Annotated in this window: 21 protein-coding genes; 3 read left to right on the forward strand and 18 right to left on the reverse strand. The window is 42.4% G+C overall.

Annotated elements, in window-relative coordinates; genetic code table 11:
• Positions 1–28: 28 nt before the first annotated feature.
• The 18 genes from G6R08_RS04490 to G6R08_RS04580 form a co-directional block, all read right to left on the reverse strand.
• Entirely contained in the window at positions 29–1,039 is a 1,011-nt protein-coding gene (locus G6R08_RS04490; RefSeq protein ID WP_163526875.1) for a hypothetical protein, read from the reverse strand.
• Between the two features lie 107 nt (positions 1,040–1,146).
• Positions 1,147–1,611, reverse strand: a complete 465-nt coding sequence (locus G6R08_RS04495) for a DUF4046 domain-containing protein (RefSeq protein WP_163526876.1) — start codon at positions 1,609–1,611, stop codon at positions 1,147–1,149.
• Between the two features lie 110 nt (positions 1,612–1,721).
• Positions 1,722–1,856 (reverse strand): flagellin, encoded by a 135-nt coding sequence (locus G6R08_RS04500; protein ID WP_420810372.1) that lies wholly within the window; start codon positions 1,854–1,856, stop codon positions 1,722–1,724.
• Between the two features lie 324 nt (positions 1,857–2,180).
• The gene (locus G6R08_RS22245) at positions 2,181–3,200 is read right to left on the reverse strand and encodes a flagellin N-terminal helical domain-containing protein (RefSeq protein ID WP_420810373.1); all 1,020 of its coding nucleotides are present in this window, start codon (positions 3,198–3,200) and stop codon (positions 2,181–2,183) included.
• Between the two features lie 289 nt (positions 3,201–3,489).
• Positions 3,490–3,717: a flagellin N-terminal helical domain-containing protein gene (locus G6R08_RS04515; protein ID WP_163526877.1), complete on the reverse strand. Its 228-nt coding sequence runs from the start codon at positions 3,715–3,717 to the stop codon at positions 3,490–3,492.
• A gap of 123 nt (positions 3,718–3,840) precedes the next feature.
• Positions 3,841–4,068 carry a carbon storage regulator CsrA gene (gene csrA / locus G6R08_RS04520; RefSeq protein ID WP_163526878.1) on the reverse strand — a complete coding sequence of 76 codons (228 nt, stop codon included), beginning with the start codon at positions 4,066–4,068 and terminating at the stop codon, positions 3,841–3,843.
• Positions 4,055–4,507 (reverse strand): flagellar assembly protein FliW, encoded by a 453-nt coding sequence (gene fliW / locus G6R08_RS04525; RefSeq protein ID WP_163526879.1) that lies wholly within the window; start codon positions 4,505–4,507, stop codon positions 4,055–4,057. The genes csrA and fliW overlap by 14 nt, the downstream gene beginning before the upstream one ends.
• Positions 4,508–4,513: 6 nt before the next feature.
• Positions 4,514–5,065: a DUF6470 family protein gene (locus tag G6R08_RS04530; RefSeq protein WP_163526880.1), complete on the reverse strand. Its 552-nt coding sequence runs from the start codon at positions 5,063–5,065 to the stop codon at positions 4,514–4,516.
• 62 nt (positions 5,066–5,127) lie between these two features.
• On the reverse strand, positions 5,128–6,003 hold the full coding sequence (flgL, locus tag G6R08_RS04535) for a flagellar hook-associated protein FlgL (RefSeq protein WP_163526881.1): 876 nt from the start codon (positions 6,001–6,003) through the stop codon (positions 5,128–5,130).
• An 11-nt stretch (positions 6,004–6,014) separates the two neighbouring features.
• Entirely contained in the window at positions 6,015–7,559 is a 1,545-nt protein-coding gene (flgK, locus tag G6R08_RS04540) for a flagellar hook-associated protein FlgK (RefSeq protein WP_163526882.1), read from the reverse strand.
• Between the two features lie 20 nt (positions 7,560–7,579).
• Positions 7,580–8,065, reverse strand: coding sequence for a flagellar protein FlgN (locus G6R08_RS04545; RefSeq protein WP_163526883.1), 486 nt, complete (start codon positions 8,063–8,065; stop codon positions 7,580–7,582).
• A 12-nt stretch (positions 8,066–8,077) separates the two neighbouring features.
• Positions 8,078–8,347, reverse strand: a complete 270-nt coding sequence (gene flgM / locus G6R08_RS04550; RefSeq protein ID WP_163526884.1) for a flagellar biosynthesis anti-sigma factor FlgM — start codon at positions 8,345–8,347, stop codon at positions 8,078–8,080.
• Between the two features lie 59 nt (positions 8,348–8,406).
• On the reverse strand, positions 8,407–8,829 hold the full coding sequence (locus G6R08_RS04555; RefSeq protein ID WP_163526885.1) for a TIGR03826 family flagellar region protein: 423 nt from the start codon (positions 8,827–8,829) through the stop codon (positions 8,407–8,409).
• A 68-nt stretch (positions 8,830–8,897) separates the two neighbouring features.
• Positions 8,898–9,572, reverse strand: a complete 675-nt coding sequence (locus G6R08_RS04560; RefSeq protein WP_163526886.1) for a ComF family protein — start codon at positions 9,570–9,572, stop codon at positions 8,898–8,900.
• A complete protein-coding gene (locus tag G6R08_RS04565) occupies positions 9,569–10,900 on the reverse strand; it encodes an ATP-dependent helicase ComFA (protein ID WP_163526887.1) in 1,332 nt (443 codons plus the stop codon). Before G6R08_RS04565 ends, G6R08_RS04560 begins: the two co-directional genes overlap by 4 nt.
• Before the next feature lie 431 nt (positions 10,901–11,331).
• A complete protein-coding gene (locus G6R08_RS04570; RefSeq protein WP_163526888.1) occupies positions 11,332–12,177 on the reverse strand; it encodes a DegV family protein in 846 nt (281 codons plus the stop codon).
• 392 nt (positions 12,178–12,569) lie between these two features.
• Positions 12,570–13,247: a response regulator gene (locus G6R08_RS04575; protein ID WP_079527233.1), complete on the reverse strand. Its 678-nt coding sequence runs from the start codon at positions 13,245–13,247 to the stop codon at positions 12,570–12,572.
• Between the two features lie 163 nt (positions 13,248–13,410).
• Positions 13,411–14,550, reverse strand: coding sequence for a sensor histidine kinase (locus G6R08_RS04580; protein ID WP_163526889.1), 1,140 nt, complete (start codon positions 14,548–14,550; stop codon positions 13,411–13,413).
• 168 nt (positions 14,551–14,718) lie between these two features.
• On the opposite strand from G6R08_RS04580, the gene G6R08_RS04585 reads away from it, so the two are divergent.
• The 3 genes from G6R08_RS04585 (at position 14,719) to G6R08_RS04595 (ending at position 18,135) form a co-directional block, all read left to right on the forward strand.
• A complete protein-coding gene (locus G6R08_RS04585; protein WP_163526890.1) occupies positions 14,719–15,357 on the forward strand; it encodes a YigZ family protein in 639 nt (212 codons plus the stop codon).
• Positions 15,358–15,405: 48 nt separating this feature from the next.
• A complete protein-coding gene (locus G6R08_RS04590; RefSeq protein ID WP_163526891.1) occupies positions 15,406–16,431 on the forward strand; it encodes an LCP family protein in 1,026 nt (341 codons plus the stop codon).
• A 243-nt stretch (positions 16,432–16,674) separates the two neighbouring features.
• Positions 16,675–18,135: an APC family permease gene (locus G6R08_RS04595; protein WP_163526892.1), complete on the forward strand. Its 1,461-nt coding sequence runs from the start codon at positions 16,675–16,677 to the stop codon at positions 18,133–18,135.
• Positions 18,136–18,137: the final 2 nt, after the last annotated feature.

The following is an 18,137-nucleotide window of genomic DNA, read 5'->3' on the forward strand; positions in this document are numbered from 1 at the left end:
CCGGGAGCGGCTGGCTTTTTTGTTTGTCCTACTTTATTTCAATACCACTTTGTTTCAGTAGATGCTTTATTTTTTCAAATCCTTCATTTCTAAATTCTTCAGGCATTATAGGTATAAACGTATAGTCATTCAAAGTAGCATAGAATTCAATCTTTCTGTCAGTCTTTTCTGTATATCCCCTGTATTTATTACTTCGATATAATCCAAAATACTCGAGAATAAATGTTTTGTTTCCTTGCTTAATTATCCAATCTGGAATATACACTTCTCTTTGCAGGTCATTAGTAAACCGTTTTCCCTCTCTATTTATTTCTGTATTCATTAGACTATCGATAAGAAAGTTATGAATGGTCAGTTCTTCTTTAGAGTCACAAATTTGTCCGTCAGAACCCATTAACAAATTGAATTCTTCTGGACTAAATTGGTACTCAGGAAATGATTCCATAACCCAAAGGTGGAATTTACTATCATAATGACGATCCACCATACTTATAAATCTTGGGAAAAACTTTCTAAAATAAGCGCGTGTTAAATGTGGAAAATCCTTTCTAGTCAAATTCTTTTTAGCACAAAAATTGCGCAAAGCTGAAATACGGTTTTCTTTACTATACCAATACCTATTCGGGACCCTTTGAAAATCAGTTACATCAAACATGCCGGGATAAAACTCAGTGATAATTTCTATCGGAGAACCATGATAAACATCTAATAGTCCAGATAATCCATTCTCTTTTAAGAATTTCTTAGTTACAAATTGAGGAATTTTATCTGAAGAAATATTGTTTCTTTGAAGTAGATCTTCTATAGCTCTTTTACCGTGCTCGATACTTTTCCAATAACGGTTTGGCTTATTAAACATGTTCACATTGAACTGATCTGGAAACAGGAATAATATAAATTTTGACGGCGATCCATTATGATACTTTAAAGCGGTGCCGAACTTATACTTAATTAACATCTGTTGGGTTACTTTTTCAGGGGCATCTTCAAATGAAATACATTCTATTTTCAACATTTCAATAAACTGTTTACTTAACAATTTTTTATTTCTACCATATCCGTTAGGAACACTTCTAAAATCTGTATGTGTGAATTCATTCGGGTATAGAGCGTTAATTAATTTAAAAGGAGAATCTCCCCACCTTTTTAGTGATTAGAAAATCCCCACTCTATTAACCTTTCACAAGTTACAACTTTAGGGATATCCTTAAACTCTAATCCATTTTGTTCTAGGCAATACTCTAAACGACTCCTGATATTTTCCGTCTTGCTCCAATAATCCACTGGAACCCTAACAAAGTCAAATTCATCATATTGATTTGGATAAACAAACATAATTAATTTCCGGATAGACTTAAAACGATTAAGAGCACCCCAAAGCTTATAATCCTTTATTATTTGCCTGGTGATTTTAGGAATCTGTTCTGTTAGAAGATTTAACTTCACCTCAAGCACGAAACGAACAATGATAATGCAATTTCTATCCAGCTGCCAAGTCCCTTTAGGAAATGCCTTTTTCTCCCCATTTAAAATTCTATTATACACTTCTATTATTGGATCAAGAATTAAATACTGACGTCCTATTTGATGACTCTCCTCTGTTCGGTTCACATTAATCACCCGCTACTATTATACCACAGACTACGAACGTGCGTTCTAATTAAATCACAAAAAAAAGAAACCCTAGCATAAAACTAGAGTCTCTTTTAAAAAAATTTGAGTTAACGTAATAGTTGTAATACCCCCTGAGGCATTTGGTTTGCCTGTGCCAGCATTGCTTGAGAGGCTTGAGCAAGGATCGACGCTTTAGTTTGTTGCATCATTTCTTTCGCCATCGTGCGAACATTTACTTTCATAAATGACCAGACTATATCTTCACCCTCTATTTTCTAGTAGGGGTCGGGCACTTCGGATTCACAATGCTGATGCACATTGCTTCACCTACGGATTTCATCATCATAGCTTTAAGCTTTAGATGGTTTATCCTAGTCGTTGAACCTTCTCCAGTCTTTCGACACAGGAGCTTGGATGCTGATTTCCCAACCCTTCCTTTTTTTAAAACCATCACGCCTGTTGTTTCCAACTACATTGTGGTAAGAAAAGTTCTAAGGGGTTTCCAGCAATTCACCCGATTATACTCTCTAGCCGTTACCAGCTAGGACGACTGTGCTTGTCACTGCCTATGCAGCTAAAGCATAATCTACGTCGCGGATACGTGATTCAGCTGCTGTTAAGTTTTCAGCTGAAGTACCTAGGTTATTAATAGTGTGATCTAAACGGTTTTGGTACGCACCCAGTTTAGAACGTTCAGATGAAACAGTTTCAATGGCATCATTGATAGTAGTAATTGCTGCAGATGCACTGTCTTGTGAGGTAACATCAATACCACTGACACCAAGGGCAGAAGCTCTCATGTCTTTAATAGAAATATTCATTTCTTGCCCTTCATTGGCACCAATTTGGAAATTTAATGTACCATTACTATCAACGCTTATTGTATTTGATGCAGATAATCCGGATAGATCTTGACTTACTTCAAATTTAAGCCCCTCTGCATTTCCATCTTCAATTGTAATTATATTCCCTTGCGCCGAAAAATTGGAAAATCCCGAAGATCCTACAATTGAAGCATCTGTACCTGAATCAGTCGCCATACCTGCAAAGTTACCTGTTGCTCCAGCAATTTCTATTTTAGAAGAGCTTCCTTCACTTTCAGAAGTAAGTACTAAATTATCTGAACCATCAATGGACGCTGTAACTCCTAAACCTGCATCGTTAATAGTTTTTATTACAGTGTCAGCAGACTCTCCACTCGCAAAAGAAAACGATGTACCATTGATAGTTACTTCACTATCAGCAGTTAATGTACCACCCGTAGCTGCAGTATTTGCTGTTGCAACTGCTGCTGTTGCTGCAGTTACATCAGTAATTGCAATCGTGGCACCAACTGTTGTATCACCCGTACCCCCAACTACTTCAACTCCAGTTAGATTTGCACCAACTGTTCCAGCTACACTAGCGCCGCCATTAATCAATTTTTTCGTGTTAAATTCAGTAGTATTACCTATTCTGTCAATTTCGCTCGTTAATTGGTCAATTTCCTTTTGGATTTCATTTCTATCTGCATCAGTATTTGTATCGTTACTTGCTTGAACTGCTAACTCACGCATACGTTGAAGAATAGAATGAGTTTCGTTCAACGCACCTTCAGCTGTTTGAATAAGAGAAATCAATTATTGTTATCGCAATGGCTTTTTATCCACTGCTTCTTTATGTTTCCATAAAGTTCAGATCATATCTTCACCCTAAATCAGGGTGCCCCGCGCTCGTGGGCAGCTTATTGGTACGGTTCCTCACTACCTGATCGTTACACCTTCCTAACTACTTTTCACCGATTCATTAGGCTTGGCTCGGTATTGCCCACCATCCACCTACAGGTTGGTTTGGGGTTCCACCGAATTCACGGAGTGTTCATCTAAACATTACTGCTTAGAGCGGCATTTCTAGTTTACCATCTTGCGCATTAGTTTGCGCTTGCTCCAACCCACGAATCTGACCACGCATCTTCTCAGAAATCGCTAGACCAGCTGCATCGTCTGCTGCACTGTTAATACGAAGACCTGAAGATAACTTCTGCATAGATTCAGATCTCATGTCATTTGCTTGTCCTAGCTGACGGTACGTATTAAGTGCCGCAATGTTGTGATTAATTCTCATGTTAAAATTCCTCCTTGAATAGGTCATCCCACGTCCTTGTGAGATGCTGTTTGATTACAAAACAAAAGCCGGCCGACTTTGTAATGTGGTACATTACTTATATCGGACGACTTCCCCTTGAGTTTAATCTTTTTTAGAACTTTTTAGCTGCTCCAGCAAGTTTTCCGAGAACATTGTCGCTTCCTTGTTTTCCTCTTGAATCGCCGCATATACTTCTTGCCGGTGAATCTCCACATGTTTCGGTGCATCGATCCCGAGTTTCACCTGCCCGCCTTCTACCGACACAATCTTTAGCTCAATATCATCACCAATTCGGATGGACTCACCAGCTTTGCGATTAAGGACGAGCATGCTGTTCACCGCCTTTTCCTTGCCCCAGCAGCCATCTAGTCTGATAGTTATCTTCCGCTAAAATGACTTGCTTCGCCTTTCCATTATGTACATTCACTAGTATTGGCGCTTGCAAGTTCAATGTTGAGTCATGAAAAGGCTCCCTTAATGTCACTACACTATAAACCGCTACATCCTTCGGTTTCTCAATCCCTAATTCAATCTGTGCTCCGTCTCCAATTTCAAATTCATACGTTTTTTGAAATAAGTAGGGGTTCGTTACAATCAGGGACACGTTTTTGTCCTCACAGGATTGCAGTGCGTAATAAATTCCCGCTTCATCAACCGGCAAAAGCACAAAAGTATGATAGCTCTCAAACCCAGGCAATCCCTGCTCAAAATGAACCATTTCTTTCTCTTCGACCTCTACCGTTCCAAGATACTTTGTTTCTACCTTCATCTCTCATCACACTTTCCAATCAATTTGAATATCTGCATATCGCTGCATATAAATATCAACATTCCCAGGCTGATACGAAATGTCCGGCTTGCGAGGTTCCACTGTAATAATCGGTTCTTGAGGTTCCACAGATATATCCACTTCTGCCGGCGTATAATTAAGATCAACCAATTCATAAGCCGGCCTTCCCCCCGGCTGAAGCGTAAACTCATACTTAGCATTTTGCTTCGCATGAGCGGCAATCGGATTTCCTCCATCCTCGATCCGCATCAGTTCGTCCCCTTCGCGAGAAACACGAGCAATCCCCTCCAGCCATATTTGCCTGGCGTCGCTCACTAACTCATCTGCTCGTGCGAACACGTTTTTCAAATCAAGATTATGCCAGGCTTTCGTTTGATCTATCGTTAGCTTCCCAGGACGAGTCTCGATCGTCATTTGCGCTTTCGGCTGCTGAATGGATTGTGCAGCTTTATGCTGACGAATCGTTTGCTGCCCTGGCACAGTCCTGATTCCAATTCGAGCATCTGTCGATTGAAGTTGGAGCTGAGGTACAGACATTCCGACCCCTCCTTCCAAGAAAACTGGCTATAAAAGGAGACTGCCTCAATGGAGAAGCAGTCTTATCTTAGAAAATCCATCAATGTCGGCTGAATAATACGTGATCCAACTGCTAACGCTGCCCGATGAATACTTTCCTGCGTTTTTAAGTTCGTTATTACTTTCTCAATATCAGCATCTTCATTCTCAGACATCATTTTCGTAGCACTAACTTCCTGTGCCTCAATTCGATCTTCAATCAATTCCACCCGATTCATCCGAGCCCCGAGATCGGCACGTTCATTGACAATGTTATCGATGTGCTGATCGAAGGTACCAAGAAAGTCACTAAGCTCTTCATCACTGCCATCACCTTCTAACGCATCAGCAAACGCTTCTATGTCTTCAAACAGCTTCTGGCCAAAAACAGGTTGTGGATTGACATTCACTTGAATTTTCACCCCAGCTGAAACCTCAATTTGAACAGGCGTTTGGGTACTATCGACTGTAAAATCAGTCAGATCAACCGGTGCTTCCGTCGTATTCGCTCCGTTAAAAATGTACTTGTCATTCACTTTCGTGTTCGCAATCGTGCCAAGATGCTCTTTTAACTGCCGAATCTCTTTGGCAATGTTAGCCCGCTGCCCGTCTTCATATGTCCCATTACTTGCCTGAACCGTAAGCTCACGGATCCGCTGCATCGCCTGCGTAGCCTTATCCAGCGCAGCATCACTATTATCCATCCAGTTATGTACCGTCCCGATATTTCGTTTATACTGCTGAACCTCGCTCAGCTGTGAACGATAGTTAATCCCTTTCATCGCTACCACCGGATCGTCAGACGGCTGACTTATTTTCTTCCCCGTATAAAGCTGTTCCTGATACTTTGCCATCTGGCTGTAACTGTTGCTCAAGTTGCGAAGCATATTGTTCGTTAACATTCCCTGGGTTACACGCACGGGCTACTCACCTACCTTCCCATTTGATTAATAATTCGATCAAGCATTTCGTCGACTACCGTTATATTTCGAGCCGCTGCATTATACGCATGCTGGAATTTAATCATATTGGTCATTTCTTCATCTAAGGAAACCGCGCTGACCGATTGACGCTGTTGATTAACAGAAGCACGTAACGTGGCTGCGTTGCTTTCCATTCGGTACGCTTCCTGTGCTTCGACCGCCATCGTTCCAATGATGGATTCGTAAAACGTGCTGACCGACGTTTCTTCTCCTAGTATTGCAGAAGCCTCATCCCGTACATCTGCTAACTCACCAGCATTAGCACCATTCCCGGCCAATTCCCCATTCGCTGCGGCAATATGATCGGAATCGTTTTTAATCTCTTCCGTTAAATCCAGAGCACCAGCTAAACCGCGCACGACTCCATTTTCGTCAGTAGACAATGACACATCAATCTGGAAAAATTCAGGCGGCTGCGTACCGTTTTCCATCGAGTTCAACGATTCACCACTAGTTTGTACCGCATTAAAAGCTGTCGCATAGGCTGTAGCCATTTTATCCAAATCATACTGCATAGCCTCATAAGTACCTTTAGCTTCACCACCGGCCATATAGCCGCCAGACTCAATCAAGCCTGTTAACTTTCCTTGTGAAGAAAAGTCTTCTACCTGGTAGGTCGCCGTTCCCACTGTGATCGACTCAGCAACGGGGGTACCGTCAGCAGGATAATTAACCGTAACTTCATTCACCGTATTATTCGCGCCATTGACTAATGTAGAAGCAGGCGACAACGGCTGACCCCCGACACCAACAATTGAAATCGTCGCTTTCCCCATCGCTAACGGGTCAGCAGATTTCGGTGTATCTTCATAACTGACGTCAATATTCACAAGCCCCGACATTTGATCAATTAAACGATCCCGCTCATCATACAAATCGTTAGGCACATAACCATGCGGCTCAACCTCAGCAATCTGCTGATTCAAATTATTAATTTGATTCGCAAGGGAATTCAATTCTTTAGTCGTCACGCCAACTTCTGTTTTAATATCATTTTGCATTCTATGTATAGTACTAGATAAATAATTAAACGTCTTCGCCACCGCCAGCCCGCGCTGAACAACCACATCACGTGCTCCTGAGTTTTGCGGGTTAACCGACAAGTCCTGCAGCGATTGCCAAAATCGGTCCATCGTTTTTGCCAGACCACTGTCAGACGGCTCGTTCATCACAGATTCTAAGCGTCCGAATGCATCCGAACGGGCTTCATAATAACCTGTTTTACTGGTCTCGCCGCGAAATTGATCATCTAAAAAACCAACTCGAATCCGTTCAATCGATCCAGCCTGAACACCGCTTCCCATCTGCCCCGGAATCTCTGGGCGGTTCCGCGATGCTGCCGGAAACGGTCCCGTTTGTTCAAAATTAACACGCTGACGCGTATATCCGGGTGTATTGGCATTGGCAATATTGTGTCCTGTAGTATATAAAGCCGCTTGCTGGGTGAAAAGCCCGCGCTTGGCCACTTCTAAACCGTGAAAGGTTGAAACCATATGAACTCTCCTCTTCTATCTTATGCCTTCGAATCAAATACAGAGCGCTTTTGCTCAGCGTCCTGAGAAGACGTGCCATAATTCATATTCGTTAAGGACGGCTGCAGCATATCTAAGGACATCGTAATGAACTGTAACGATTGCTTCGTCAGCTCGGCATTTAACACTTCCTGCTGTTTCAAATCAGCCAGCACAAGAATGAAAGCATCATAAACCTCCTGCAGACGATCCCTCTCCTGTCCTTCCGCAGTCTCCAACATCTCAGAAACAGTTGGAGCCTCACCAGCAAATCCTGCCGACTCCGCCCAGGCTGCTGCACTAGCCATCCGCTGCTTCTCAACCGTATTAATTCCTTGGACATGCTTCCGCTCCTGGACAAGAATATCCTGCAGTGCTTCCGTATCATTCGATTTCAATATTTCCGTCTTACGCGTCGACAAGGCAAGCAGACTTTCATGAAGCTGTTGCAATCGCCCCATCTGCTCTATGATGCTATCGATCGTCACAGTCATTCTCCTTTATCCCTTTTTCGAAAAGAAGTCAATCATCTTCTTAGCCGTTTCACTCGAATCCACCTGATACTTACCGCTGTTGACAGCCGCCTTAATCTCATCCACATGCTTCTGGCGAGCCTCATTTTTCTGCTCAGACCCTTGAAGTGCCTTACCCTGGTGAGAAATTTCGACCTTATCCCGCTGACTCTGCATTTGCCTTTGCACGTCAGGCTGCTGCGTTATGTGCTTTTTATAAGGGTTAAAATTAGAATGGTTTGGACCATTGATCTTCATTTCATTCACCTCTCGTTCAAAAATCATTACTTTATTTATCGGAACGCTTCCTTATATGTTTAGCCTTTATCCTGCTTAACCGAATAATAAGTCACCTGACCCATATCGTCCTGCCTACTACGCTTCTGAAGCTGCTCCAATTCATCATGCTTTTGGACCCCTCGATCAATTTCATAGCGGCACCCATCACAAAGACGCCCCTCACGAATCTGCGCCCCGCACTTCTCACAATCATACGTCAACTGAGGAAACTGAGCCGGATGAAGACGCTTAGACTTTACAAAACTTCGAATCCGCACCTCCTCCACACCCGTTTCCTCAACAATCTCTTGCACATTCGCTGTCCGATTCCGTTTTTTACGCAAAAACGCATACACCACCTGAAAATCACGCTCCTCTTGCTTCACACAACTCGGGCAAACAGAAGCCGCTCCCCTCATAAACAATGCATGGCACCTCGGACAATTCGCTAAATCAGTCATCTTCAAACTTCCTCCTGTATACCTCTTTTTCTATTATATCGGCAAACTCCCAATAATCCAAAGAGCGATCAGCGAAAAAGTGTAAATGAATAAACAGCCGGACACCCCGCCCGCTTTAACAGCAACGCCAAATGCCGCACCGTCATTCCCGTCGTATAAATATCATCCACCAGCAGCACAGGCCGTGAAGACCCCCTCACCAACTCAAACGGATTCCCCGCCTCCATCCGCTCCCTGCGCCCACGCTTCGACTGCTTCTCACTTTCCCTTCTCGTAAAAAAATTATGAGAATCAAGCCCGAGCAATTGAATAACCGCATCCGATTGATTGAAGCCCCGCTCCAGAAGCCGCTGCCCACTAAGCGGAATCACCGCCGCATCAGCGCCCACATCACGCAAGTGCTGATGATACGTCGTCTGTACAGCCTCAGCAAAGGCCTGACTCAGTATAAAGTCCCCACGATACTTCCATTTGGCCACAATCTCTTTCGCAAAATCATTATACGCATACACCGCCACATTTTTCTCAAGACACCCTGCATACAAATCTGATTGCTCCCAGCGCTCACAGTCATAACAAATTCCATGCGCATCTTCACGCCCACACTTCGGACAGCCGATCTGATCAATGCGTTTCAATTTATCTGTGCACCCTTCACAAACCTTCCTATTTTTCTGTGGAAGCAAAAACTGGTTCCAACTGACCTGCGCCACAATTTCCTCAAAACAAATCAAACACTTCATGGGCGCTGTCCCCGCTTGTTCATCTTCATGATCGCTTCCTGTGCATCAAGCATCGTGTTCGTTTTACCTCTATGAAAAAAGATTACCTCACCTGTTGGATCATGAGGACTGCGGCCGGCGCGACCGGCAATTTGCACGAGGGCTGCTTCGTCAAACACCATGTGCCCTGCATCGAGCACATAGACATCAACTGACGGAAAAGTTACACCTCGCTCTAGAATCGTTGTCGTCACTAAAATACTGTATTCTCGATTTCGAAATGCGCGGACTTTCTCCTCACGGTCGGGGTCTTCTGCATGAACAGAAGTAATAGCAGGATAGATCGGCTGTAAGATGTCGGTAACTAGCTGGGCATATTCAATCGTAGAAGTAAAAAGCAGAAGCTGTCTGCTCCCAAGCTGCTGGGCCTGTATAACCCGAAGAATAGCTTTTGGGAGCCTGCGATTTGCCAATTCTTTTCTTAACAAAGGGCTGAGTTTTAACTTCGGAACAGGCAGGGGGTGACCATGAAATCTTCTAGCGATGAATACGGCGGGAAGCTGCTTTTGATGAATCCGCTTCTTCTCCTGCCGTCTTGGAGTGGCCGTTAAATAAAGGAAGCAAGCATCTATCTTAGCTGCCCGTTTAGAAGCAAATTTTAGAGAGAGGTCGTTATGATAAGGAAAGGAATCAATTTCATCAATAATCATAACATCGAAGGCGTAAGCAAAACGATATAGTTGGTGTGTAGTTGATATCAACAGCTGGGCATCACCTGATTTTTCCTCACTATCTCCATATAAAGCTTGAATCGTTACATGTGGAAAGGCTTGTTTTAACCTTGGAGTTAGTTCACGGACCACATCCGTTCGAGGCGTAGCCAGGCAAATCCGCTTGCCGGCTTTCAAGGCAGCTGTCAGTCCGGGAAACAGCATTTCCGTTTTTCCTGCTCCACAAACTGCCCAAATTAGCAGCTCGTTTTGACCGTGTTTAATAGCCGAGACAATTTCATCAGCAGCATGTTGCTGCTCTGCAGTCAATTTTCCTTGCCAAGCACAAGGATCCTCAAGCACAGGCCACGCGTAATGAGGGCTTCCCCTATATAGAGGTTCGCATTCGATCACACGCCCCATCATAATACAGTTCCTGCAGTACACACATGATTTTTGACAGGCAGCATGCGGCATGACAGCAAATAAATACTGCTTATCGTTGCCGCATCGCTTACAAGTAAACCTAGACCTTTTCCTTTCAATTGAGATCATACTTTCCATATAACCTTCTGAAATATACAGCTGCAATTCTTCATCTGAAAACGGGATTTCTTGTCGGGTCAGCAGTTTCCCCATCAGCCACCTGTGAGATGACTGTTCAGGAATCGACAGAAGTGGTGAAACTTGCGGAGCAGGAGAGGGTTTACGCAAGAAGAATAAACGAGGCAGAAAAATCACTTCCTATTCTATTTTATAAAGAAACTTGTAGAGGCTGGGACATAAGGTAAGCAATGATGTCAATAAACGAACACTAAAATGTCGTATTGTATAAACGCAGTCCTTAGCGTAGTCAAAATACGTAGACTCCTGTGGGAACAGCGCGAGTCGAAGATCCCGCAAGAAAGCGTTCTTTGCTTTCTGAGGAATCTGAGGCCGTGCCCACGGAAAGCGAAGTGTTTTGACGAAGCGATGGCAGATAATCTTGGTACACGAATAATCCCTGCTGATTCAATAGAATCGATTGAATTATTTTATGCTTAACTAAATTTTGTCCCAGCCTCACTCACTTAAGACTTCTTATACCAGCCAATGCCCATAGCTCCCTCACCGAGATGTGACCCAATGACGGGACCAAAGTAACTAACGATGACCTCGACATTCTCAAACTGCTCTTCAATAGCGTTTTTGATTTGCTCGGCTTCCTGAGGTCGATTGGCATGAATTACACTTGCTTGAAATGTACCTTCTTCCATTACATCTTCTTCAAACAGCGTCAGAATTCGTTTGAGGGCTTTTTTACGCGTTCTTATTTTTTCAAATGGAACGATCTTAGTATCTACGAAATGAAGAACAGGTTTTACTTGCAGAAGGCTCCCTACGAAAGCTTGAGCACCATTCAGTCTTCCCCCTCTATGCAAATGGCTCAAATCGTCAGCCATAAAATAAGCTTGCATGGACGATTTCATTTCTTCTAATCTAGTAATAATCTGCTCAGGTGTTCCTCCATCGTTGGCTATTTCAGCTGCTTCTATCGCATAGAAGCCCTGCATAAGGCAGCTAATTTCAGAATCAAACACATGCACATCAAGGTCGTCCACCATTTCACTTGCAGCCACCATTCCTTGATACGTTCCGCTAATGCCGCTTGAGAGGTGAATCGCTACCACTGCATCAAAATCACGAGCTAACTCCTCAAGCTTTTCCGCCATCAGCCCGGTTGCAGGCTGTGATGTTTTGGGCAGTTCCTTGTGTTCTTTGACCATATCATAGAAGTCATCGGCTGTAATATCAACTTCTTCCTGGTAAGACTCAAGGCCAAAAATCACGTTCAAAGGCACCATATGAATTCTATTAGACTGACGTACTTTCTTAGGTATGTAAGCTGTACTATCCGTAAGCACCGCTGTTTTCATAGGATTGATCTCCTCCCATCTATTGATAACATATATGTATAGCTTGTCACGTTATTCTTTACCTACATTTTACATTAAGGTCTCACGCATTGCACCTACAATATCCAAAAAACGAGATCTATTCACTATATACTTGGTTAGGGCGTTATCCTATTAAGATAAGGCGCTATCGCTCAGAGGCAGGTCGCTATCTCCATCCGTTAAGGGAGTATCTAACATAGGTGGGGCTCTATCACGATTCGATAAGTCGTTATCCGGTGAATCTCATCGCTAAACCTCGACGGAACCTCAACAATCAAAAAGAAATCACCTTAATCGACTTTAAAAGTTGGTTCACAAGCAATAAAAAAGGGATCTGAAGTAATTTCTCTTCAGATCCCTTATCTTCTAGTTTATACGACTTCCACCCAGCCGTTCTTAATTGCCGTCACAACAGCTTGCGTACGATCGTTCACGTTCATTTTCTGTAGAATATTGCTAACATGGTTTTTAACCGTCTTTTCACTTATATATAACGCTTCCGCTACACCGCGGTTGCTGTTTCCGTCAGCCAAAAGCTGCAATACTTCACACTCACGTCTAGTTAAAAGATGAAGCGGCTTTCTGTACTCAATCGCGCGGTAAGCATTGCCTTCCTTCGTCTCAGACAGCCTGCGATATTCAGCGACCAGGTTATGAGTCACTTTTGGATGTAAGTATGAACCGCCCTCACTTACAACTTTAATCGCATCGATCAGTGCATCGGAATCCATTTCTTTCAACAAGTAGCCCTGTGCCCCTGTTTTTAATGCATGCGTTACATAGTTTTCGTCGTCATGAATCGACAAAATAATGATCTTTAAATCTGGGTATCTACTAGTAATTTCCGCTGTTGCTTCCACACCGTTCATACTTGGCATGTTAATGTCCATCAATACGATATCCGGGTTGTTTTCCTCGATTAGCTCCAACGCTACATCGCCATCGTCTCCTTCGGCAACTACCTCAAAGCTCGTTTCAAAATCGAGAATACGCTTTACGCCTTCACGGAATAATTTATGATCATCAATCAAGACTATTTTTGTCGTCATGAATCTTCCTCCTAATTATTACATTCGATTGTTTTACTGGTTTACTAGAATACGAATGAGTATCGTCTCTTATTTATCTCTGTTTAGTATGTTTTCGTTCATTACCCTAATCCTATTTCCTATTATAAACGATTCAAGTCTTTTTACATAGTTGAATTAAAGATTAACTAGTAATTGGAATTTGAATCATGACGATGGTCCCTTGACCTTCTGAGGAATCTATCTTCAATTCCCCATGCACCATGTCTACACGTTCACGCATACCCATGAGACCAAAGGATTTCTCTTTTTTTATAGCCGGGTCAAAGCCCTTTCCATCATCTTTAATTAAAATGTTCGCATTCTCGGGCTTCATCTCTATGGCTACGTGAATTTCAGAAGGCTCTGCATGCTTCACAGCGTTCTGAACAGCTTCTTGAATCAGCCGAAATAAAGCCACCTCATACTTGCTTTCGAGTCTTCGCGCATCTCCCATCGAAGTAAAGGAAATCTTGATGTTGTTATACTCTTCGGTTGTCGCTAAGTATTTCTTTAGGGTGGGCACCAGACCTAAATCATCTAATGCCATTGGACGAAGATCATAAATAATACGACGCACTTCATAGAGTGCAGATCGCACAAGTTTACGAACATTCTTCATCTCGTCAAGGGCTTCTTTAATCCCCCGCTCGTTGAATGTCCGTTCCACTAGGTCGGAACGAAGCATTACATTAGCCAGCATTTGTGCTGGCCCATCATGAATTTCCCGCGAAAGCCTTCTGCGTTCTTCTTCTTGTGCTTCAATAATCTGCAAGCCGAATTCCTGTTTTTCCTGGGCGGATTCCAAAGCATCAGTCACGTGCTTAAAGTCTTCTGTTAGGTAATTCAACACAATAGAAATCTTGCCCGCTAAAGCTTCAGCACGTTGAATCGTGTCGTCCAGGCTGCGCAGTCGAAATTCAATTTCCTGACGCCTGCTTCTTAGTTGTTTTTCTTTTTCCCTGGTCATGGATAAATCCATTTGCAAGGAATGAGTTTGTTCATAAACTTTACGAATTTCATGTTCTGAATACTGTTGAAATTGCTTGCTGACTTCCGACAATCGCTTTTTAGATAACCGAACCTTTTGATCAAGATGGTCGCCGTCTTCAATTAAGTCAGTTACCTGCTCTTTGATACGGAGCAACTCTTTGTTCAGTTTCTCAAATTCGCTTCGGGAGTCTTCACCAATCTGGAAAATTTCATCTTTACTGTTCGTAACGGTATCGACCATTTCCCTTATTACATAGTCGAGTTCTTTATTCCCAGATCCATTCTCTTTCATAACAAGTCTCCTCCATCAATATTCACATACTCATTCGATTGACCTACGTCAATTTGTGGGGGTTATGTGAAAAACCACTTTATTTTTTCTCTATTCTTGTTTTATCTACATTTGCCCATACCTATAAAGTCGTTATATAATAAAACCTTAGGAGGTTCAACCAAAACCATGTTAGAAAGTTATTATACCGTAAATCATCAAGGATCCGAAGAGCTGACAATACAAAAGTCCCGATTTATCGGGCATGTTAAACGTTGTGAGACAGAGGATGAAGCTCAAACCTTCATAGAATCTATGAAGAAACAATATAAAGATGCTACTCATAATTGTTCAGCTTATATGATAGGCGAGCACGATCTCATACAAAAAGCCAACGACGATGGTGAACCAAGCGGGACAGCAGGAGTACCTATGCTTGAAGTCCTTAAAAAAATGGGACTTAAGGATACGGCAGTCGTTGTCACTCGTTACTTTGGAGGAACGAAGCTTGGGGCCGGTGGTTTAATACGTGCTTACTCCAGTACAACTTCTGAAGCCATTAAGGCGACAGGAGTAGTTAAAAGAGAGCTCATGCAAACGATGAAAGTCTCTATTGACTACACGCTGCTCGGTAAAGTGGAAAATGAGATTAGAAATTCAACCTATCATTTAGACGAGATTCATTACTTAGAAAAAGTCGAAATGGACGTTAAAGTCGAAACCAATCAAACTGGAGCATTCGAAACTTGGATCACCAATTTAACGAGTGGTCAAGCACAGATTGCCAAGGGAGAATGCAATTATTCAGATACCCCCATTTCCTTGTGAAAGGGATGATTTATGAAGGTCGTTATTTTTTGAAGGGGAAGGTTAGTTATGAAGAAAAGTAAGTTAAAGGTATTCTTATGGTCGCTGGCTGCACTGCTTCTTATATTTGTAGGAGCTACAATTGGTTATGCGGCCTATTTAACAGATAAAGCACGAGAAGTAGCTAAAGAATCGCATGATACATTAGAACGCGGTGATAAATCAGCTATGCGGAATGAAGCCGTTCAACCTGAATTTGACAATACTTCAATTTTATTCCTCGGAGTCGATGATAGTAAAGCGCGATCCAATGGAAATACGTCAGGTCATACCAGCCGTTCTGACGCCTTAGTGCTGGCTACTTTTAACGATGAAGAAAAGTCTGTTAAATTATTGAGCATTCCACGGGATTCATATGTTTATATACCAGAAGTCGGATATCGCGACAAAATTACACATGCACACGCATTTGGCGGAACAGATGCAACAGTAAAAACAGTAGAAAACTTTCTGGATGTTCCGGTTGATTACTATGTCCGATTAAATTTTAACTCTTTCATTGAAGTTATTAACGCTCTTGGCGGAGTAAAATTTAACGTTCCGTTCGCCTTAACCGAGCAAAACAGTGAAGATACAGCAGGTGCGATTCACTTAGAAGAAGGATTACAAACCGTAACAGGGGAAGAAGCTCTGGCATTAGTACGCTCTCGTCAGTATGACAGTGATTTAGCACGTGGCGAACGACAAATGAAAATGATAGAAGCTATTATTGACAAAGCTTCCCAAATTGGCTCCATTACTAATTACAGTAAAGTAATTGAATCAATCGGAAATAACCTGAAAACGAACCTTACCTTCTCTGAAATGACAGCGTATAAAGATTATGTGATTCAACAGAACGGTTTAGATTTCGAGGAAATGCAGCTTAATGGCCGAGGAACTTACATTGATGGGGTCTGGTACTACAAGGTGAACCAAACAAGCCTATTAAATGTTCAGAATTCCTTGCAAGCTCATTTAGGATTAAACGAATCCTCAACAAATAACGCATTTGCTGGCGATGATCAGGAAGATTCCTATGACCCTCTGCAATAATTTGATTATTCCCCGGGAAATATCGTCAAAATGAATGGCAATGTAACAAAAAGCTATGTGTAACCTACTTCATCTAAAGTTCCATGAAGTAGGTTTTGTTATTTGTAAGTTTATTTTGTTGCTTTTTCGTGAATAGAAGAGAAGTGACTACAATTATGCAAAGAAGAGTGATAAATGCTAAATTGCACAGAATAACCTAAGAACCAAAGAAATTAACTAAATCATAGGGGGCTTTATTTTTTCATGGCTGACAAAGAAAGACAGAAATTAAAACGTTCACTTAAACCACATTGGGTCTGGGCTATTGCCTTTGGATCTGCCATTGGCTGGGGGGCATTTGTTCTTCCACCGGACTGGATTAGCCAGGCTGGACCAGCAGGAGTTATCATCGGTATATTGCTAGGTGCAGTTCTAATGATGGTGATCGGTGTGAGCTACGGATTCTTAATTGAAAAATTTCCTGTTACTGGTGGGGAATTCTCCTATGCTTACATAGGTTTTGGCAGAGGGCTGGCCTTTTTAGCAGGTTGGTTTTTAACACTTGGATACATTTGTATCGTTGCTTTAAATGCTTCTGCTCTTGCACTATTAGCAAAATTTCTATTTCCTGACTTTGTGCGAATGGGTAACCTTTATACGGTTGCAGGATATGATGTTTCCATTATTCAAGTATTGATAGCAAGCGCGGCTTTAATTATTTTTGCCTTATTAAATATTAGAGGAACTAGCTTTTCAGGACGCACTCAATTTATTTTCAGTATGATCCTTATTTTTGGAATTGTACTTCTGGCTGGAGGCGCAATTTTTGCTGAGGGTCCAAGCATATCCAATCTCTCACCTGCTTTTCTGCCTGACCAAACAGCAATCGCCTCTATATTAACGATATTAGCGATCGCTCCATTTGCTTATGTAGGGTTTGATAACATCCCTCAGGCTGCGGAGGAATTTAAGTTTGAAGCCAACAAAGCATTCGGACTTATTATCTGGTCCTTACTTGCCGCCGGACTCGCCTATGCTGTGATGATTTTCGTTACAGCCAGTGTGATGCCATGGCAAGAACTGCTTAGCCAAATTGAATCACAGAATTCTGTCTGGGGAACTGGTGACGCTATTGAAAGTTATATGGGCCGGGCTGGGGTGTTCATTATTGCCATTGCTGTCATCATGGGTATTTTCACCGGGCTAAACGGTTTCTTTATTTCATCAAGCCGCCTGACATTTGCTATGGGCCGGGCACGTATCTTGCCTAATGCCTTTCGAAAGCTTCATAAAAAGTACCATACCCCTTATGTCGGGATCTTGTTCACATTAATCGTCTGTTTAATAGCTCCTTGGTTCGGCAGACAGGCCTTATTATGGGTAGTAGATATGTCATCGACGGGTGTAGCAATTGCCTACTTTTTCTGTACAGCCACTGCCTTTAAGATTTTTAAGTGGTCAGATAAACAAAAGGGTACCCACGCGGCAAGTACCGTGGCGCCAGGAAGAAAGCTGCTATCACTAATTGGAATGATCAGTTCGATTGGCTTTCTTATTCTCCTGCTCTTGCCACAATCGCCTGCTTCGTTAGGAACTGAATCTTACATTGCCCTTGGCGTATGGATTTTGCTTGGGATTGTATTTTACCTTTTCAATGCACCACGCTATAACAAAATTAGTGAACAAGAAATGAACTACCTTATTCTTGGTAAAGAGAAACTATAACG

Source organism: Halobacillus ihumii (genome assembly GCF_902726645.1).
GTDB lineage: Bacteria > Bacillota > Bacilli > Bacillales > Halobacillaceae > Halobacillus_A > Halobacillus_A ihumii.

Excerpts from the sequence above, each read along its gene's own strand:
- G6R08_RS04560 (WP_163526886.1), bottom strand. The coding sequence starts at position 9,572 with ATGAAGTGTTTGATTTGTTTTGAGGAAATTGTGGCGCAGGTCAGTTGG.
- G6R08_RS04575 (WP_079527233.1), bottom strand. The coding sequence starts at position 13,247 with ATGACGACAAAAATAGTCTTGATTGATGATCATAAATTATTCCGTGAA.
- G6R08_RS04515 (WP_163526877.1), bottom strand. The coding sequence starts at position 3,717 with ATGAGAATTAATCACAACATTGCGGCACTTAATACGTACCGTCAGCTA.
- G6R08_RS04530 (WP_163526880.1), bottom strand. The coding sequence starts at position 5,065 with ATGTCTGTACCTCAGCTCCAACTTCAATCGACAGATGCTCGAATTGGA.
- flgM (WP_163526884.1), bottom strand. The coding sequence starts at position 8,347 with ATGAAGATCAATGGTCCAAACCATTCTAATTTTAACCCTTATAAAAAG.
- csrA (WP_163526878.1), bottom strand. The coding sequence starts at position 4,068 with ATGCTCGTCCTTAATCGCAAAGCTGGTGAGTCCATCCGAATTGGTGAT.
- fliW (WP_163526879.1), bottom strand. The coding sequence starts at position 4,507 with ATGAAGGTAGAAACAAAGTATCTTGGAACGGTAGAGGTCGAAGAGAAA.
- G6R08_RS04500 (WP_420810372.1), bottom strand. The coding sequence starts at position 1,856 with ATGAAAGTAAATGTTCGCACGATGGCGAAAGAAATGATGCAACAAACT.
- G6R08_RS04580 (WP_163526889.1), bottom strand. The coding sequence starts at position 14,550 with ATGAAAGAGAATGGATCTGGGAATAAAGAACTCGACTATGTAATAAGG.
- G6R08_RS04570 (WP_163526888.1), bottom strand. The coding sequence starts at position 12,177 with ATGAAAACAGCGGTGCTTACGGATAGTACAGCTTACATACCTAAGAAA.
- G6R08_RS04585 (WP_163526890.1), top strand. The coding sequence starts at position 14,719 with ATGTTAGAAAGTTATTATACCGTAAATCATCAAGGATCCGAAGAGCTG.
- G6R08_RS04595 (WP_163526892.1), top strand. The coding sequence starts at position 16,675 with ATGGCTGACAAAGAAAGACAGAAATTAAAACGTTCACTTAAACCACAT.
- G6R08_RS04565 (WP_163526887.1), bottom strand. The coding sequence starts at position 10,900 with ATGGGGAAACTGCTGACCCGACAAGAAATCCCGTTTTCAGATGAAGAA.
- G6R08_RS04555 (WP_163526885.1), bottom strand. The coding sequence starts at position 8,829 with ATGACTGATTTAGCGAATTGTCCGAGGTGCCATGCATTGTTTATGAGG.
- G6R08_RS04590 (WP_163526891.1), top strand. The coding sequence starts at position 15,406 with ATGAAGAAAAGTAAGTTAAAGGTATTCTTATGGTCGCTGGCTGCACTG.
- flgK (WP_163526882.1), bottom strand. The coding sequence starts at position 7,559 with ATGGTTTCAACCTTTCACGGTTTAGAAGTGGCCAAGCGCGGGCTTTTC.